Source organism: Fuscovulum sp. (genome assembly GCA_035192965.1).
Taxonomy (GTDB): Bacteria; Pseudomonadota; Alphaproteobacteria; order Rhodobacterales; family Rhodobacteraceae; genus Paragemmobacter.
This window is the reverse complement of sequence record CP136571.1, coordinates 2,932,501-2,946,999: the sequence shown is the minus strand read 5'-3', so window position 1 is coordinate 2,946,999 and position 14,499 is coordinate 2,932,501. Positions and strand designations below refer to the sequence as shown.

16 protein-coding genes (1 of these 16 only partly in view) are annotated in these 14,499 nt (G+C 65.9%); 12 read left to right on the top strand and 4 right to left on the bottom strand.

What is annotated here, in order from left to right; all coding sequences use genetic code 11:
• Nucleotides 1-19 precede the first annotated feature (19 nt).
• Entirely contained in the window at nt 20-1,291 is a 1,272-nt protein-coding gene (locus RSE12_14445) for a glutamate-5-semialdehyde dehydrogenase (protein WRH61564.1), read from the top strand.
• Here the strand turns inward: RSE12_14445 and RSE12_14440 are convergent.
• A complete protein-coding gene (locus tag RSE12_14440) occupies nt 1,281-1,877 on the bottom strand; it encodes a histidine phosphotransferase family protein (protein ID WRH61563.1) in 597 nt (198 codons plus the stop codon). The two genes, RSE12_14445 and RSE12_14440, sit on opposite strands and share 11 nt — an antisense overlap.
• 33 nt (nt 1,878-1,910) lie before the next feature.
• Between RSE12_14440 and RSE12_14435 the strand changes: the two genes are divergently transcribed.
• The 3 genes from RSE12_14435 (at nt 1,911) to RSE12_14425 (ending at nt 3,827) form a co-directional block, all read left to right on the top strand.
• Nucleotides 1,911-2,090, top strand: coding sequence for a DUF3553 domain-containing protein (locus RSE12_14435; protein WRH61562.1), 180 nt, complete (start codon nt 1,911-1,913; stop codon nt 2,088-2,090).
• A gap of 133 nt (nt 2,091-2,223) precedes the next feature.
• Nucleotides 2,224-3,000, top strand: a complete 777-nt coding sequence (locus RSE12_14430) for a GNAT family N-acyltransferase (GenBank protein WRH61561.1) — start codon at nt 2,224-2,226, stop codon at nt 2,998-3,000.
• Between the two features lie 35 nt (nt 3,001-3,035).
• Nucleotides 3,036-3,827, top strand: coding sequence for a lysophospholipid acyltransferase family protein (locus RSE12_14425; GenBank protein WRH64832.1), 792 nt, complete (start codon nt 3,036-3,038; stop codon nt 3,825-3,827).
• On the opposite strand, the gene RSE12_14420 is transcribed toward RSE12_14425, so the two are convergent.
• Nucleotides 3,824-4,441 (bottom strand): thiamine phosphate synthase, encoded by a 618-nt coding sequence (locus RSE12_14420; protein ID WRH61560.1) that lies wholly within the window; start codon nt 4,439-4,441, stop codon nt 3,824-3,826. The two genes, RSE12_14425 and RSE12_14420, sit on opposite strands and share 4 nt — an antisense overlap.
• Nucleotides 4,442-4,582: 141 nt before the next feature.
• Here RSE12_14420 and RSE12_14415 point away from each other — a divergent pair, with 141 nt between their 5' ends.
• The 4 genes from RSE12_14415 (at nt 4,583) to RSE12_14400 (ending at nt 9,312) form a co-directional block, all read left to right on the top strand.
• Nucleotides 4,583-5,320, top strand: coding sequence for an RNA methyltransferase (locus RSE12_14415; GenBank protein WRH64831.1), 738 nt, complete (start codon nt 4,583-4,585; stop codon nt 5,318-5,320).
• Nucleotides 5,321-5,506: 186 nt separating this feature from the next.
• The gene (locus RSE12_14410; GenBank protein WRH61559.1) at nt 5,507-6,676 is read left to right on the top strand and encodes a COX15/CtaA family protein; all 1,170 of its coding nucleotides are present in this window, start codon (nt 5,507-5,509) and stop codon (nt 6,674-6,676) included.
• A complete protein-coding gene (locus tag RSE12_14405; GenBank protein ID WRH61558.1) occupies nt 6,673-8,145 on the top strand; it encodes a carboxypeptidase M32 in 1,473 nt (490 codons plus the stop codon). Before RSE12_14410 ends, RSE12_14405 begins: the two co-directional genes overlap by 4 nt.
• Before the next feature lie 12 nt (nt 8,146-8,157).
• Nucleotides 8,158-9,312, top strand: a complete 1,155-nt coding sequence (locus RSE12_14400) for a hypothetical protein (protein ID WRH61557.1) — start codon at nt 8,158-8,160, stop codon at nt 9,310-9,312.
• A 635-nt stretch (nt 9,313-9,947) separates the two neighbouring features.
• Here the strand turns inward: RSE12_14400 and RSE12_14395 are convergent.
• The gene (locus tag RSE12_14395) at nt 9,948-10,739 is read right to left on the bottom strand and encodes an enoyl-CoA hydratase (GenBank protein WRH61556.1); all 792 of its coding nucleotides are present in this window, start codon (nt 10,737-10,739) and stop codon (nt 9,948-9,950) included.
• Between the two features lie 425 nt (nt 10,740-11,164).
• On the opposite strand from RSE12_14395, the gene RSE12_14390 reads away from it, so the two are divergent.
• Nucleotides 11,165-11,599: a PaaI family thioesterase gene (locus tag RSE12_14390; protein ID WRH61555.1), complete on the top strand. Its 435-nt coding sequence runs from the start codon at nt 11,165-11,167 to the stop codon at nt 11,597-11,599.
• Between the two features lie 129 nt (nt 11,600-11,728).
• Nucleotides 11,729-12,004, top strand: a complete 276-nt coding sequence (locus tag RSE12_14385; GenBank protein WRH61554.1) for a hypothetical protein — start codon at nt 11,729-11,731, stop codon at nt 12,002-12,004.
• A gap of 190 nt (nt 12,005-12,194) precedes the next feature.
• Here RSE12_14385 and RSE12_14380 read toward each other — a convergent pair whose 3' ends face one another.
• The gene (locus tag RSE12_14380) at nt 12,195-12,569 is read right to left on the bottom strand and encodes a polymer-forming cytoskeletal protein (protein WRH61553.1); all 375 of its coding nucleotides are present in this window, start codon (nt 12,567-12,569) and stop codon (nt 12,195-12,197) included.
• Between the two features lie 197 nt (nt 12,570-12,766).
• Between RSE12_14380 and RSE12_14375 the strand changes: the two genes are divergently transcribed.
• Both RSE12_14375 and RSE12_14370 read left to right on the top strand, forming a co-directional pair.
• Complete coding sequence (locus tag RSE12_14375) at nt 12,767-13,732, top strand: agmatinase (protein ID WRH61552.1); 966 nt, start codon at nt 12,767-12,769, stop codon at nt 13,730-13,732.
• Nucleotides 13,733-13,793: 61 nt separating this feature from the next.
• Nucleotides 13,794-14,499: the beginning of an amidohydrolase gene (locus RSE12_14370; protein WRH61551.1), read on the top strand. The gene runs 977 nt beyond the window's last position; the window shows 706 of its 1,683 coding nt (coding positions 1-706); its start codon is at nt 13,794-13,796; the stop codon falls past the right edge of the window.

Genomic DNA, 14,499 nt, shown 5'->3' with positions numbered 1-14,499 from the left:
AGAACGGAAGGTTGGGCAGATGGCGGACGGGGCACAGGACGACACAACCGGCATGATGCGCCGGATCGGTGCGGCGGCGCGGGACGCGGCGGCGGAGCTGGCCTATGCAAGCGCCGAGCGAAAGCATGCGGCACTGATGGCGGCGGCGGATGCGGTCTGGGCGCGTCGGGATGAAATCATCACGGCCAATGCGCAGGATATGGAGTTTGGAGTGGCCAAGGGGCTTTCGCCCGCCATGCTGGACCGTCTGAAGCTGGATGAGGGGCGGATCCGCGGGATCGTCGAGGGGCTGCGCGCGGTGGCGGGCCAGAAAGACCCGGTGGGCGAAGTGATCGCGGAATGGGACCGGCCGACGGGACTGCATATCCGGCGGGTGCGCACGCCTTTGGGTGTGGTGGGGGTGATCTATGAGAGCCGCCCGAATGTGACGGCGGATGCCGGGGCGCTGTGCCTGAAGGCCGGAAATGCGGTGATCTTGCGGGGGGGATCGGAGAGCTTCCATTCCTCGACCACCATTCATGCGTGCTTGGTGGAGGGGTTGCGTGTGGCGGGGTTGCCGGAGGCGGCAATCCAGTTGGTGCCGACGCGGGACCGGGGGATGGTGGAAGCCATGCTGCGGGCAGTGGACTGGATTGATGTGATCGTGCCGCGCGGGGGCAAGGGGCTGGTTGGCCTTGTGCAGCGCGAGGCACGGGTGCCGGTCTTTGCCCATCTGGAGGGAATCTGCCACGTCTATGCCGATGGCGAGGCCGATCTGGAGATGGCGCGGCGCGTGGTGATCAATTCCAAGACGCGGCGGACGGGGATTTGCGGCGCGGCGGAATGCCTGCTCATCGACCGGCGGTTCTGGGAGGCGCATGGCGGCGTGCTGATCAGCGATCTGCTGGCGCGCGGGGTGGAAGTGCGGGCCGAGGGTGATCTGCTGACAGTGCCGGGGACCGTGGCGGCAACGCCGCAGGATTTCGGCCGCGAGTTTCTGGACATGATCATCGCGGCGAAGATCGTGGATGGGGTGGACGGGGCGATTGACCATATCCGCCGCTATGGCAGCCAGCATACCGATTGCATCCTGACCGAGAATGATGCCACCGCCGCGCGGTTCTTTGAACGGCTGGACAGCGCGATCCTGCTGCACAATGCATCGACCCAGTTCGCAGATGGCGGCGAGTTTGGCATGGGGGCCGAGATCGGGATTGCCACGGGCAAGCTGCACGCACGCGGGCCGGTGGGGGCCGAACAGTTGACGAGCTTCAAATATCTGGTGACCGGGGACGGGACGATCAGAAGCTGATGCGCAGGGTTTCCGGCCCCGGCTCGAAATCGGGTTTGCGGCCCAGTTGGGCAAGGGCCTGACCGGCGAGGGGGAACTGCACCTGTGCCGGTTCCAAATCGGGCGGCAGGGTCGGGGACCGGGTCAGCGACCACAAAGCAGCGTCATGGCGCAGCCGAGGCGAGGTGAGGGTGAGGGACCATCCCGCCCCGTCGCGCAAGACGGCGATGCGGCCCCCGCTGCGCAGGGCCTGTTCGGCGCAGAGGAGGAGGAGGAAGATCGCCTTCACCTCGGCCCGTGGCAGGTCTGACGGGCTGCTCCAGGTGACGGTGATGCGGCCCGAGGGGAAGAGATCGGCGAGGATGGCGGTGACCTCATTCCGCGCGATGGATTGGTCAGGGCGGGCGATGCCAAAGGCCACGCGGTAAAAGCGGATGCGTGCGTTCAGGGCGGTGACGCTTTCGGAGATCAGCGCCACCTCATCTCCGCGGCCCCCGCCGGCGAGCAGAAGCAGTTCCACCCCGTTGCCGATGGCCCCGATCGGGCCGATAAGATCATGGCAGAGGCGCGAGCCGAGCAGGGCGGACAGATCGGGTTGGGCGGGCATGGAACGCTCCGGTTACTGGGAAAGGATACGGGGATGAATTCACTGCTGGAGCCTGGAATGTTGGTGCGTCACCCGCAAGAGCCGGATTGGGGATTGGGGCAGGTGCAATCGAATGTCGGCGGGCGGGTCACGGTGAATTTCGAACATCGCGGCAAGGTGGTGATCGATGGCAGGCAGGTGGAGTTGCGGCTGGTCTTTGATACCAAGGGATGATGGGGCAGGCGCAGCGGATTGCAACCCCCGGTTGATGCTGCGTGGTCAAACGGGGGCTGATGTTGCATCGAGCCGGGGTGCGCCGTATGTCAACGCGGGGCCGCACAGGCCGCAACAGGGGCAAAGCGACCGCATGATCGCCGATGAAACCGTCTTTACCCTGCGTCTGGCGCAGGATACGCGCGACCTGCGGGCGGCGCAGCGGCTGCGGTATCAGGTCTTTGTCGAAGAGCTTGGCGCGGATGGACCGCTTGTCGATCACGCAGCGCGGCTGGAGCGGGACGGGTTTGACGATATCTTTGACCATCTGCTGCTGATCGACACGCGGCGCGATCCGGCGCAGCTTGAGGATGTGGTGGGCGTGTACAGGCTGTTGCCATCCGACAGGCTGGGGCCCGAGGGGCGGTTCTATTCCGAGGCCGAATATGACCTGACCGCGCTGCGGACGAGCGGGCGGAAACTTCTGGAACTGGGGCGGTCCTGTGTGCATCCTGACCATCGGGGCGGGACGGCGATGTTTCATCTGTGGAACGCCTTGGCGGATTATGTGCTGGAGCGGGGGATCGAGATCCTGTTCGGGGTGGCGAGTTTTCATGGCACCGATATCGCGCGGCTGACGCCGTCGCTGGCCTATCTGCATCATCACCATTTGGCCCCGCCCGCCCTGCGCGTGCGGGCGCGGGAGCCGGGGTTTCAGCGGATGGACCTGCTGCCGCCGGATGCGCTGGACCGCAAGTCCGCGATGGGGGCGACACCGGCGCTGATCAAGGCCTATCTGCGGCTGGGCGGGTTCGTGGGCGAGGGGGCGTGGATCGACCGGGCCTTCAACACCACGGATGTCTGTCTGGTGATGGATACGGCGCGAATGTCCGAGCGGCATCGCGGCTATTACACGCGGGGGCGTGGGTGAGCGGCGCGGACGCAGAGGACTGGAAGCAGTCGCAGATGGTGGTGCCGCCAATCACGCTGGCGGGCTGGCTGCGGGTGGTCTTGCGCGGGTTGGCGCTGGGCGCGGTGACCTATGGCTGCCTTGTGCTGCTGCTGCTGCTGCGGTTGGTGGAACGCCCCTTGTTCGGGATGCAGCGGCCCTGGACGCCGTGGATCACGCAATTCGTGTGCCGGATGGCATTCGTCATCCTGCGGATGCCACTGATCGTGCAGGGGCAGGTGATGCGGCAGCGGGGGGCAGTGGTGGCGAACCATGCGTCCTGGTTGGATATATTCGCGCTGAACGCGGCGCAGCGGGGCTATTTCGTGGCCAAGTCCGAGGTGGAGCATTGGGCCGCCATCGGCTGGCTGGCGCGGGCGACAGGGACGGTGTTCATTGCGCGCAAGGGGGCAGAGGCCAAGCGTCAGCAGCAGATGTTCGAGGACCGGCTGCGCGCAGGCCATCATCTGATGTTCTTTCCCGAAGGCACCAGCACCGATGCGATCCGGGTGCTGCCGTTCAAATCCACGCTGTTCGCGGCCTTCTACACCCATGGGATGGAGCAGGTGATGTGGGTGCAGCCCGTGACACTGGCCTATCGCGCGCCGGAGGGGGTGGATGCGCGGTTCTATGGCTGGTGGGGGGATATGGAGTTTTCGGGCCATCTGTTGATGGTGCTGGCGCAGGCGCGGCAGGGGCGGGTGGAGGTGATCTTTCACGACCCCGTCCCGGTGGATGCCTTTCCCGACCGCAAGGCGCTGGCGGCGCATTGCGAGGCGGCGGTGCGGGCGGGGATGGCGGGCCTTTAGCCCAAGGGGGCGAGCAGGGCCTTGAGCGCGGCGCTGGGGTTTTCCTGCGACCAGATCTCTTCGCCGATGGCGAAGAAATCGGTGACGGGGCCGAATTTTTCCACCAGTTCGGCGGTGAGCGCGCCTTCGGCCACGACCGGCACTTCGATGATTTCCGACCACCATTCGAACAGGTCGAACTCGGCGCGGCTGCCATCACCCAGGGGCGTTGCGCCGATGGGGCCGAAGCAGACGTAATCGGCGCCGTTTTCACCGGCTGTCAGGCCTTCATGGCGGGTGGTGCCGCAATGGGCGCCGATTATGGCATCTGGCATGTCCTTGCGCACCTTGCGGACGGAGCGCGCGCCATCGGTGAGGTGGACGCCATCAAGGCCCAGCCGTTCGGCCAGCAGGATGTGGCGTTCGATCACCACGGCGACGTCGCGGGCATGGGCGACCTGCCGGATGGCATCGCCCGCACGCAGGATGCGGTCTTCGTCGCTTGTGGCCAGCGCGATGCGCAGGCAGGCGATTTCCGCCCCGTCGAGCACGGCGGCCAGCTGATCGGGCCAGGCGTCAAGGTCCAGCTCGGGCGGGGTGATGAGGTAGATCTGCGGGCGGTCTTGGTCGGCCATGCGGGGCGCTCCGGGGTGTTTGGGGCTGATTAGCGCAGTTTTCCGGCGAAGGCCATGGCGCAGCAGCCTTGCCGTGGGGCGGGGGCGCGCGTATCTGGCGCGGATATGTCCCAGCCGGAGAGGCCAGAGCCCGTGACCGAGATGATCCCGCCCTGTTTCATTCTTGTGCGCCCGCAGATGGGTGAGAATATCGGTGCCGCCGCGCGGGCGATGCTGAATTTCGGGCTGGAGCGGATGCGGATCGTGGATCCGCGCGATGGCTGGCCCAACCCGAAGGCAGTGGCGATGGCATCGGGGGCAGGGCGGGTGCTGGATATGGCGGGGGTGTTTGCCGATGTGCCGGGGGCGATTGCGGATTGCGATTTCGTCTTTGCCACGACAGCGCGGCCACGCGAATTGGTGAAGCCTGTGGTCACGCCCGAACGCGCGATGGAGATGACGCGGGCGATGGTGGCGAGCGGCAAGCGGGTGGGCATCCTGCTGGGGCCAGAGCGGGCGGGGCTGGAGAATGAGGATGTGGCGCTGGCCAATGCCATCGTCACGGTGCCGGTGAACCCGGAGTTTCCGTCGCTGAACCTGGCGCAATGTGCGCTGCTGCTGGGCTATGAATGGCGGCGCCAGACCGAAGTGGTGGAACCTGAGATTATGGGGCTGGCGCGGACGGAGTTTGCGAGCCGGCTGGAAGTGGAGCGGCTGTCGGACCATTTCGAGGAGCGGCTGGAACTGGCCGGGTTCTTCTATCCGCCGGACAAAGCCCCGCATATGAAGCTGAACCTGCGCAACATGTTCGCGCGGCTGGGGTTGACGCGGGCCGAGGTGCAGACCTTCCACGGGATGCTGCGGCAAATCGCCTATAAGCTGCGCCAGCAGGGGGAGTGAGGCTTGCCTTGGTAAGCGTCGGACCGGGGGTTCCCCCCGGACCCCAGGGTATTTGGGCCAAGATGAAGCTGGCTTGCCAGGGAAGATGGGCATCACGGGCGTGATGCGGGCGGCACTCTTCGCCGCAGCCCCTTGAAGGGGACGGGGGCTGGGCATACCCTCCGCGCCGGAACGAAGGAGACGGCGATGGCAGGCAAGCGCAGCATCTTTGAAGAGGTGGGGCAGGGGGTGAAGTCGGCTCCGCCGCCGCAGGGGGGCATGATCGCCGCCAAGGCGCAGGGCGCGCGGCGCGGCATCCGGCTGTGGCTTGTGGCGCTGTTTTTGCTGGTTGCCACGATGATCGCTGTGGGCGGCATGACGCGGCTGACGGATTCGGGGCTTTCGATCACGGAATGGCGTCCTTTGACGGGGGCGATTCCGCCGCTGGATGCGGCAACCTGGCAATCGGAGTTCGACAAGTATCGCGCCATCCCGGAATATCAGTTGCAGAACAAGGGGATGAGCCTTGAGGAATTCAAGGTCATCTACTGGTGGGAATGGGGCCATCGGCAACTGGGCCGCCTGATCGGGCTGGTTTGGTTCCTGGGTTTTGCCGGGTTTCTGGTGACTCGGAACATCCCTGCCGGGTGGACCGGGCGGCTTTTGCTGCTGGGAGCGCTGGGGGGCCTGCAGGGGGCGATCGGCTGGTGGATGGTGCGTTCGGGGTTCGAAGGGACCATGCTGGATGTGAAATCCTATCGGCTGGCGACGCATCTGGGGTTGGCCTTTGTGATATTGGGGCTGATTGCGTGGTATGTGTTCCTTCTGGGGCGCAGCGAGGCCGAGTTGATGCAGGCGCGGCGGGGGCGTGAGGCGAAGCTGTTCTCAATGACCACGGGCCTGATGCATTTCGCGTTCTTGCAGATCCTGCTGGGGGCGCTGGTGGCGGGGATTGATGCGGGGCGGGGCTTTCCGACCTGGCCGCTGATGAACGGGCAGTTCTTTCCGGCGGATGCCTTTTATGTGCCGGATGGCAATGGGGGCAGCCTGCCGATCTGGCATGCGTTTCTTGAGAACCCCGGTCTGGTGCAGTTCATGCATCGGATGTCAGGCTATCTGCTGTTTGCCTTTGGTGTGGTGGTCTGGCTGCGGGGGCGCAGATCGGCCCATGCGGTGACGCGGGGCGCCTATCATGGCGTCATGGCGATGATGCTGGCACAGATGGTGCTGGGCATCGCGGCGGTGCTGACGGCGGCGCATGTGCATGTGGCGATCACCCATCAGATTGGCGCGGTGATCCTGTGGGTGCTGATCATCCGGGCGCGGCATCTGGCGCAATACCCGATGGCGGGTTCGATCCGGGAGGGGACGGCATGACGGCCTATGACGAACTGATGGCGTTCCAGCGCGAGACCGAGGCGCTGGCGCAGGTGGCCGGGCGGCTGGGCTGGGATCAGGAAACCATGATGCCGCGCGGTGCGGCCGAGCAGCGGTCGGAAGAGATGGCCGCGATGGAGGGGGTGCTGCACGCGCGGCGCACCGACGGCCGGATTGCCGATTGGCTGGCGGCGGCTGTGGCGGTGGATGACGTGTCGGCCGCGCAATTGCGGCTGATCCGGCGCAGCTATGATCGGGCGACAAAGGTGCCTGCCGCGCTGGCGCAGGAGATTGCGCGAGTCACCAGCATGGCGCAGGGCATCTGGGCCGAAGCGCGGGCCAAGGAAGACGTGCCGGGGTTCCTGCCGGTGCTGGCCGATGTGATCCGGCTGCGGCAGGAGGAAGGGGCGGCTTTGGCGCAAGGCGGCGATGTCTATGACGCGCTGCTGGACGATTACGAGCCGGGAGCGACCGCGGCCAGCATCGGCGCGATGTTCGACAGGATGCGGCCACGGCTGGTGGCATTGCGGGCGCGGGTGTTGAATGCAGCAGTGCAACCACCTGTTCTGGAAGGGGTTTTCGGCAGTGAGGGGCAGTTGCGGTTGGCGCGCGATCTGGCCACGGCCTTTGGCTATGACTGGGACCGGGGGCGGCTGGATCTGGCGGTGCATCCGTTTTCATCCGGGTCGGGCGATGATGCGCGGATCACCACGCGGGTGGTGGAGCGCGAGCCGTTCAACTGTTTCTATTCCACCATCCACGAGGTGGGACATGCCTGCTATGAGCTGGGCATAGATTCAGATTATCGCCTGTCGCCTTTGGGTGGCGGCGTGTCTATGGGTGTGCATGAAAGCCAGAGCCGCATCTATGAAAACCAGCTGGGCCGGAGCCGCGCCTTTACCGGCTGGCTGTTCGGGCAGATGCGCGAGCGGTTTGGTGAATTTGGGATTAACTCTGCCGATGCTTTCCACGGTGCCGTTAACCGTGTTTCGCCCGGTTTCATCCGCACCGAGGCCGATGAGGTGCAATATAACCTGCATATCATGATGCGGTTTGATCTGGAGCGGGCGCTGATTGCGGGCGATCTGGCGGTGGGCGATCTGGAAGCGGCCTGGAATGACCGCTTTGCTGCCGATTTCGGCGTGAAGGTCGAACGCCCGTCGCAGGGCATGTTGCAGGATGTGCATTGGTCGGTCGGGCTGTTTGGCTATTTCCCGACCTATAGCCTTGGGAATGTTTACGCCGGCTGCCTGCACCGTGCGCTGCGCGCGGATATCCCCGATCTGGACGCGCATCTGGCGCAGGGGGATACGGCGCCGGCGACCGAATGGCTGCGGGAGCGGTTGCAGCGCCATGGCGGGCTGCGGTCCCCGCGTGAGACGATTGCCCATGCCTGCGGGTTTGAACCGGATGAAGGGCCGCTTCTGGATTACATCGAGGCGAAGTTTGCGGCGATTTATGACCTTTGACCGCGTGACGCGATGACCGAGGGGCGGGCGGTCTGGACGCTCGCCCTGACGCAGGCATTGGGATATGCCTGCTTCTTCTACATTTTTGCGGCGCTGATCCTGTATTGGCAGCGCGAGACCGGCTTTTCCGACGGGCTGCTTGCCGCGGGGCCGATGATTTCGATTTTGATGTCGGCCATGATGGCGCCTGCCGTGGGGCGGGCGGTGGACCGGGGCCGCGCGGTAGGGATGATGGCGGCGGGGCCGGGGATCGGGGCGGCGTCACTGGTGACGCTGGCGCTGTCGGGCAACGGGGCGGTCTGGCTGCTGGCTTGGGCGGGGCTGGGGGTGGCGCAGGCGCTGTGCCTGTATGACGTGTGTTTCGGGCTGTTGATCCGGCGCTTTGGCAGCGCGGCGCGGGGGCCGATCACGCGGGTGACGCTGGTGGCGGGGCTGGCATCCACGCTGGCCTTTCCGGCCGGCGCGGCGCTTGCCGAGGCCTGGGGCTGGCGGGCGGCGATTTGGGTGGCGGCCGGTGTGGCGGCGGGGGTGATGCTGCCTTTGCAATATTGGGCGGCGCGCGTGGTGGTGCGGGCGACCGAGGCCGCCCCCGTGGGGCGCGACGTGGCGCGGCTGCGCTGGCGGGATGTACTGCGGATGCCGGGGTTTGTGGTGCTGGCGGCGGTGTTTTCGCTGGTGAACCTGAACCATTGGATGCTGGTGAACCATTTCCGCCCGATGATGGAGGCGCTGGCCGTACCGACCGAGATCGGGATTGCGGCGGCGGCGGCGATTGGACCGGCGCAGGTGATCGGGCGGCTGGTGCTGATGGGCGCGCGGATCGGGACGGGGGCTGCGACCTGGGCCACGGTGGGGGCGCTGGTGGTGGGGCCGGGGTTTTTGCTGGCCGCGGCCGGGTTTCCGCTGGCGGCATTTGGCTTTGCCGCCTGTCAGGGGGCGGCGATGGGGGTGCTGACAATCCTGCGGCCGATGCTGGTGGCAGAAACGTTGGGCGAAGGACGCTATGGCGCGGTGGCGGGGATGATGGCCATTCCGGGGCTGGCGGCGGCGGCGATGGCCCCGATGATGGGGGCGGGGCTGATGGCGCTGGGCGGGGTCTGGCTGATGATCGGGGCCGGGTTTGTGCTGGCGCTGACGGCCTGTGTGGCGCTGGCGGCAAGGCGTTGAAAACGCTGGGGTAATCTTTGGGAATTTCGGGTTTTGGCGGTGCAACGCGTGGTGCAGACGGCTGTGCAGACGGGCGTATGCACGCAGCGAACGGTCATGGGGCGTTAAGGTTAACGCAAGAATCGAGGTTTGCGGGGTGGGTGGAAAGGGTTTGTTAGGCGTTTCGGGGGAGGGTTGAAGGCGCGAAGCGTTGCGGAGAGGGGCAATGTGGCTTTGGTTGATGGCTGTGTTTGGCGGGCTGTGCTTGAGGCATGATCGTGTGAGGGGCTTTGAGGGGCGGGGGACTGCGCCTGTCTGCGGGCGGTCGTGGCAGGCCGTTCGGCAAGTGCCTTCGGGACCGGGGCGGATTATGGGGCGGCTGGTGCCGTGTGTTTTATGCGCGCCTAGGCAGGTCGCTTGGTGGAAAGCGATTTCCCTTCGATGGCGTGAAGGGGATGGTGACGTGCGGCGCGGTGAAGCCTTGATTGGGCGGCGTATGCGCGGGCTGGAGAGGTAGGAGTTTGGGTATTTTTGCCAAGATGAAGCGGCAGGGGCCGGATTTGTGTGGCATATCACGCCGCATGTTCCGGGCGATGTGATGCAGCGGGAGCAGGTCCTGATGAAACGGCGGTGGCCGGGGTTTGGCGGCGCGGGGTTCAGTCGGCCCAGTCGGGTTTGCGCTTTTCCAGAAAGGCGGTGATGCCTTCATCCGTGTCGCGCCACAGCATGTTTTCCACCATCTTCGCCCCGGTGCGGGCATACGCCTGATCCAGTGGCAGGCCGAGCTGATGATAGAAGGCGCGTTTGCCGATATGGACGGCGGCGGTGAGTTTGGCGGCAAGGGTTTCGGCAAGCTGGCGGGTTTGATCCTCCAACGCGTCGGGCGCGGCGATGCGGTTCACAAGGCCCACCTCGCGGGCGCGGGGGGCGGAGAGGAATTCGCCGGTGGTCAGCATCTCAAACGCCACGGCGGGGGGGACCTTGCGGGTGAGGGCGACCATGGGGGTGGAGCAAAACAGGCCGATATTTACGCCGTTCACGCCGAAACGCGCGTCCTCGGCCGCGACGACCAGATCGCAGGATGCGGCAAGCTGGCAGCCCGCAGCGGTGGCGATACCGTGGACCTGCGCGATGACGGGTTGGGGCAGGGCGGGGATGCGCTGCATGAGGGCGGCGCAGCGGGCGAAGAGATCGGCAAAGGCGGCGGCGCCCTTGTCAGGCTGGGCGCGGGCGGCTTGCATTTCCTTTAGATCATGGCCCGCGCAGAAGGCGCGGCCTGCGCCGCGCAGGATGATGACGCGGATGCTGCGGTCGGTGGCGAGGCGGTCAAGCTCGGCCGAGAGGGCCGCGATCATGGCGTCGGACAGCGCGTTCAGGGCGGCCGGGCGGTTGAGGGTGAGCGTGGCGATGTGCTGGGCGTCTTGGCGCAGGATCAGGTCTTCGGTCATGTCATCGCCCTTTGGCTTTGGGATGTGGTCGCGGGTGGGTGCGTGAACGGGTCTTGGTCATTTCACCGCCCTTTCACGTTCGGATTTCATGACGGGAAAGGGTGCGTCGGTTGGTGTAGAAACAGGTCCTAAGTCATTTCATTGCCGTTTGGCCTTCGCCTGAGACAGCCGGAACAGGGCCTGTTGGGTGGCGCGGGATTGGGGTTCTGGTTATCGCCTTGCCGCGTTTGTTTGCGGATATGGTCGCGTGGACCGGGCATGGGTACTGGTTCAGATGCGGTGGATTGGTCATGGCGTCGCCCTTGGGTCTTTGCCGGTGGTCGCCGGACGGATGCGCAGGTCTGGGTGCAGGAACAGGTCTTGGGCCATTGCATCCCCCTTTGGCTTTGGGCCAGCATAGGGGGGTGTGGCGGGCGAGGGAAGCGATGGAACTGGTGATGGACCGCGAAGCGTTGACGGCGTTTCTGGCGCGCGACTTCGGGCAGGTGGCGGCGGATTTCACGGTGGAGCGGGCAGATACGGCGGGGCTGTGCCTGCGGCTGCGGGTAGAAGAGCGGCATCTGCGGCCGGGAGGCACGGTGTCGGGGCCGGCGATGTTCGGGCTGGCGGATGTGGCGGTCTATCTGGCGGTCCTGAGCCGGGTGGGGCCTGTGGCGCTGGCCGTCACCACAGGCTGTTCGATGGATTTCCTGCGCAAGCCTGCGGCGGGGCGGGATGTGCTGGCGGAGGTGCGGCTGTTGAAGCTGGGCCGGTCGCTGGCGGTGGGGGATGCGCTGCTGTTTTCCGAAGGGGTGGCGGAGCCTGTCGCGCGGGGGACGTTTACCTATTCCCTGCCGACGGGGGGGCGTATGGCGGGGTGACCGTGGTTTGGCGGGCCTGCCCCGATCTTTGACAATGGTGAAAGCACCTGTCGGCTGGGGCACTTTGCGGATTGGCCGAAGGCGTTTAGCCTACGTCGGTTGGTGCAGCGCCGGTTTGGAAGGCTGGACATGAAAAAAGCCCCCATCATCTTTGCGGCGCGAGTCCTGCGCAAGGAAGCATTTCTTCCGCGATACATCGTTGTGAAGCCGGAACATGTGAACGGCAGGACAGTGGCCTTTCCTGCGGAGGTTATGCTGAACGAGACGGGGCCGTTTCACAGGATCATCCACCCCTGGGGAAAAGGGTCGGACGTGTTCTTCTTTAACCTGACCGCGCCTCAATGTGCGAAGGCCGGGCTCGACACCCACGATTCCTGTGTTGTCACGCTGGTTCCCAAGGACTGACCGCCGCGCTGGCGGCTATCCCGGCTGTCGCGCGCTGCGACTGTCAGTGGGCGGCGGGTTCCGACCTTTTTGGATTGCGGCTGGAAAGACCAAGGCAGGGGGCGGAGGGAGTATCGCGTGACCCGAAAACGCGAACGGCCCCCGTCGGGGGCCGTGCTTGAGCGGTTGATTTGCGCATTGCCTGCGCGGATCAGCCTTTCGGGCGGGTGAAGCGGCCTTCGATCTGGGCGCCACTTTCGATGACGAGGGCGGAGTAGGTGATGTCGGCCTCGACCTTGGCCGAGGCGCGAAGGGTGAAGGACTGGGTGCTGACGCGGCCGTCGAGGGCGCCCTTCACCTCGATCGTTTCGGCCGAGACGGAGCCTTTGACGCTGCCTTCGCTGCCGATCATCAGGCTGCGGGCGGCGAGGTTGCCGTCGATTTCGCCAAAGACCTCGACCGCGCCGGTGGAGGAGATTTCGCCGGTGATCCGCAGATCCGAGGCGAGGACCGATTTCCCGGCATTCGGGTTCGGTGCGCGCGGCGGCTGGGCAGAGGGGGTGGCGGGATCGGTCTTGCTGAACATGGGGTCCTCCGGATGTGAGCCGATAAGGGGGGAAGCGGGCGCGGCGGTCAAGACCCGAGGGCGGGTGGCAGGGGGAAGGGCGGGATTTCCGCCCCGGATATCCCAAGGTTGTGGCGTGGCATGTCGGTTGTGGACCTGACAAAGGCGGAATGGGGCGGTGAAATGGTGCCGGGAATCAGGGCAAAGGCAGGGATGCGATGACGGAGACGGGATTTTTCAGGCCGGTTTCGGGGTTCGATCTGCCGCGATTCGCGGGCATTCCCACCTTCATGCGCCTGCCGCATGTGGGGCTGGATGACCCGCGGCTGGGCGAGGTGCAGATCGGGCTGATCGGTGCGCCCTGGGACGGCGGGACGACCAACCGCCCCGGTCCGCGCCATGGGCCGCGGCAGTTGCGGGATCTGTCGACGATGATCCGGGCGCAGAATGGGGCGACATGGGTGGCGCCTTTCGAATTGGCGCGCTGCGCTGATCTGGGGGATGTGGCGCCGAACCCCGGTGACCTGATGGATTCGCTCGCGCGGATGGAGGCGTTTTATTCCCGCGTGGTGGCGGCGGGCATTCTGCCGCTGACCGGGGGCGGGGATCATCTGTGCAGCCTGCCCATCCTGCGCGCGGTGGCCAAGCATCGCCCGGTGGGGATGATCCAGTTCGACAGCCATACCGACCTGAACGACATCTATTTCGGGACCAGCCGCTATAATCACGGCACGCCCTTCCGCCGCGCAGTGGAGGAGGGGTTGATTGACCCCAAACGCTATTGCCTGATCGGCATTCGCGGCACGGCCTATGGGCGCGAGGATTGGGATTTTGCCGCCGCCAATGGCATCCGGATCATTCCCATCGGTGAGTTTCACCGGCGGGGGGTGGAGGATGTGATGGCCGAGGCGCGCGATATCGTGGGGACCGGGGACACCTATATCACTTATGATATCGACTTCGTGGACCCGACCTTTGCCCCCGGCACCGGCACGCCCGAGGTGGGGGGGCCGAACAGCTGGCAGGCGCTGGAGGTGGTTCGGGGCTTGCGCGGGGTGAATGTGGTGGGGGCCGATCTGGTGGAGGTGAGCCCTCCCTTCGATCCGTCGGGCGGGACGGCCTGGCTGGGGATCTCGATCATGTTCGAGTTGCTGTGCGTGATGGCGGAACGGATCAAGGGGTAAAGGTGGCCTTGCCCCCCGCGCCGCCACAGGCGGCGCGTCCCCCAGGGTATTTGAAACCAAGATGAAGAAGATGAGGGCAGGGATGGATGTCGATCTGATCGTGACCAATGCGAAGGTTCTGACCATGGATCCGGGGCGGCCACGGGCGGTGGCGGTGGCCGTGCGTGCGGGCCGGATCGCGGCAGTGGGCGGGGCAGAGGTGGCGGCGCTGGCCGGGCCTGCGACACGTGTGATCGATGCGGGCGGGCGGACGCTGTTGCCGGGGTTCGTGGAAAGCCATCTGCATCTGGTGCTTGGGGGCGCGGAACTGGTGCAGTTGCAGATCGGTGGGCTGATGGGGTTCGATGCGCTGAAGGCGGCGTTTATGGACTATGCGGCCAAGAATCCGGATCGCGCGCTGCTGATGGCGCAGGGGGCGGCCTATGAAATTCTGGGTGAGGCGGTCACGCGGCATGATCTGGACCGGGTGATCGCGGATAGACCCATCGCGATGATGTCGCCGGATCATCATACGGTCTGGGCCAACACGCTGGCCCTGCAACAGGCGGGGCTGCTGCATGGGGCGCAGATGCCGCATGGGCATGAGGTGGTGATGGCTGCGGATGGCACGGCCAGCGGAGAGCTGCGCGAGTTCGAGGCGTTCGGCCCGGTTCTGGCGCTGGGCGGTGAGGCGCATCTGCAACTTGGCATCGCCACCGGGGGCGAGCCCGACCCTTGGCCGGATGCCGCGATGCGGGCGGCAGACAAAGACAAGGTGGCGGCGGGGC

What these genes read in the sequence shown, in the direction of transcription:
- RSE12_14445 (WRH61564.1), top strand. Translation starts at nt 20, where the DNA reads ATGGCGGACGGGGCACAGGACGACACAACCGGCATGATGCGCCGGATC.
- RSE12_14440 (WRH61563.1), bottom strand. Translation starts at nt 1,877, where the DNA reads ATGCCCGCCCAACCCGATCTGTCCGCCCTGCTCGGCTCGCGCCTCTGC.
- RSE12_14435 (WRH61562.1), top strand. Translation starts at nt 1,911, where the DNA reads ATGAATTCACTGCTGGAGCCTGGAATGTTGGTGCGTCACCCGCAAGAG.
- RSE12_14430 (WRH61561.1), top strand. Translation starts at nt 2,224, where the DNA reads ATGATCGCCGATGAAACCGTCTTTACCCTGCGTCTGGCGCAGGATACG.
- RSE12_14425 (WRH64832.1), top strand. Translation starts at nt 3,036, where the DNA reads ATGGTGGTGCCGCCAATCACGCTGGCGGGCTGGCTGCGGGTGGTCTTG.
- RSE12_14420 (WRH61560.1), bottom strand. Translation starts at nt 4,441, where the DNA reads ATGGCCGACCAAGACCGCCCGCAGATCTACCTCATCACCCCGCCCGAG.
- RSE12_14415 (WRH64831.1), top strand. Translation starts at nt 4,583, where the DNA reads ATGATCCCGCCCTGTTTCATTCTTGTGCGCCCGCAGATGGGTGAGAAT.
- RSE12_14410 (WRH61559.1), top strand. Translation starts at nt 5,507, where the DNA reads ATGGCAGGCAAGCGCAGCATCTTTGAAGAGGTGGGGCAGGGGGTGAAG.
- RSE12_14405 (WRH61558.1), top strand. Translation starts at nt 6,673, where the DNA reads ATGACGGCCTATGACGAACTGATGGCGTTCCAGCGCGAGACCGAGGCG.
- RSE12_14400 (WRH61557.1), top strand. Translation starts at nt 8,158, where the DNA reads ATGACCGAGGGGCGGGCGGTCTGGACGCTCGCCCTGACGCAGGCATTG.
- RSE12_14395 (WRH61556.1), bottom strand. Translation starts at nt 10,739, where the DNA reads ATGACCGAAGACCTGATCCTGCGCCAAGACGCCCAGCACATCGCCACG.
- RSE12_14390 (WRH61555.1), top strand. Translation starts at nt 11,165, where the DNA reads ATGGAACTGGTGATGGACCGCGAAGCGTTGACGGCGTTTCTGGCGCGC.
- RSE12_14385 (WRH61554.1), top strand. Translation starts at nt 11,729, where the DNA reads ATGAAAAAAGCCCCCATCATCTTTGCGGCGCGAGTCCTGCGCAAGGAA.
- RSE12_14380 (WRH61553.1), bottom strand. Translation starts at nt 12,569, where the DNA reads ATGTTCAGCAAGACCGATCCCGCCACCCCCTCTGCCCAGCCGCCGCGC.
- RSE12_14375 (WRH61552.1), top strand. Translation starts at nt 12,767, where the DNA reads ATGACGGAGACGGGATTTTTCAGGCCGGTTTCGGGGTTCGATCTGCCG.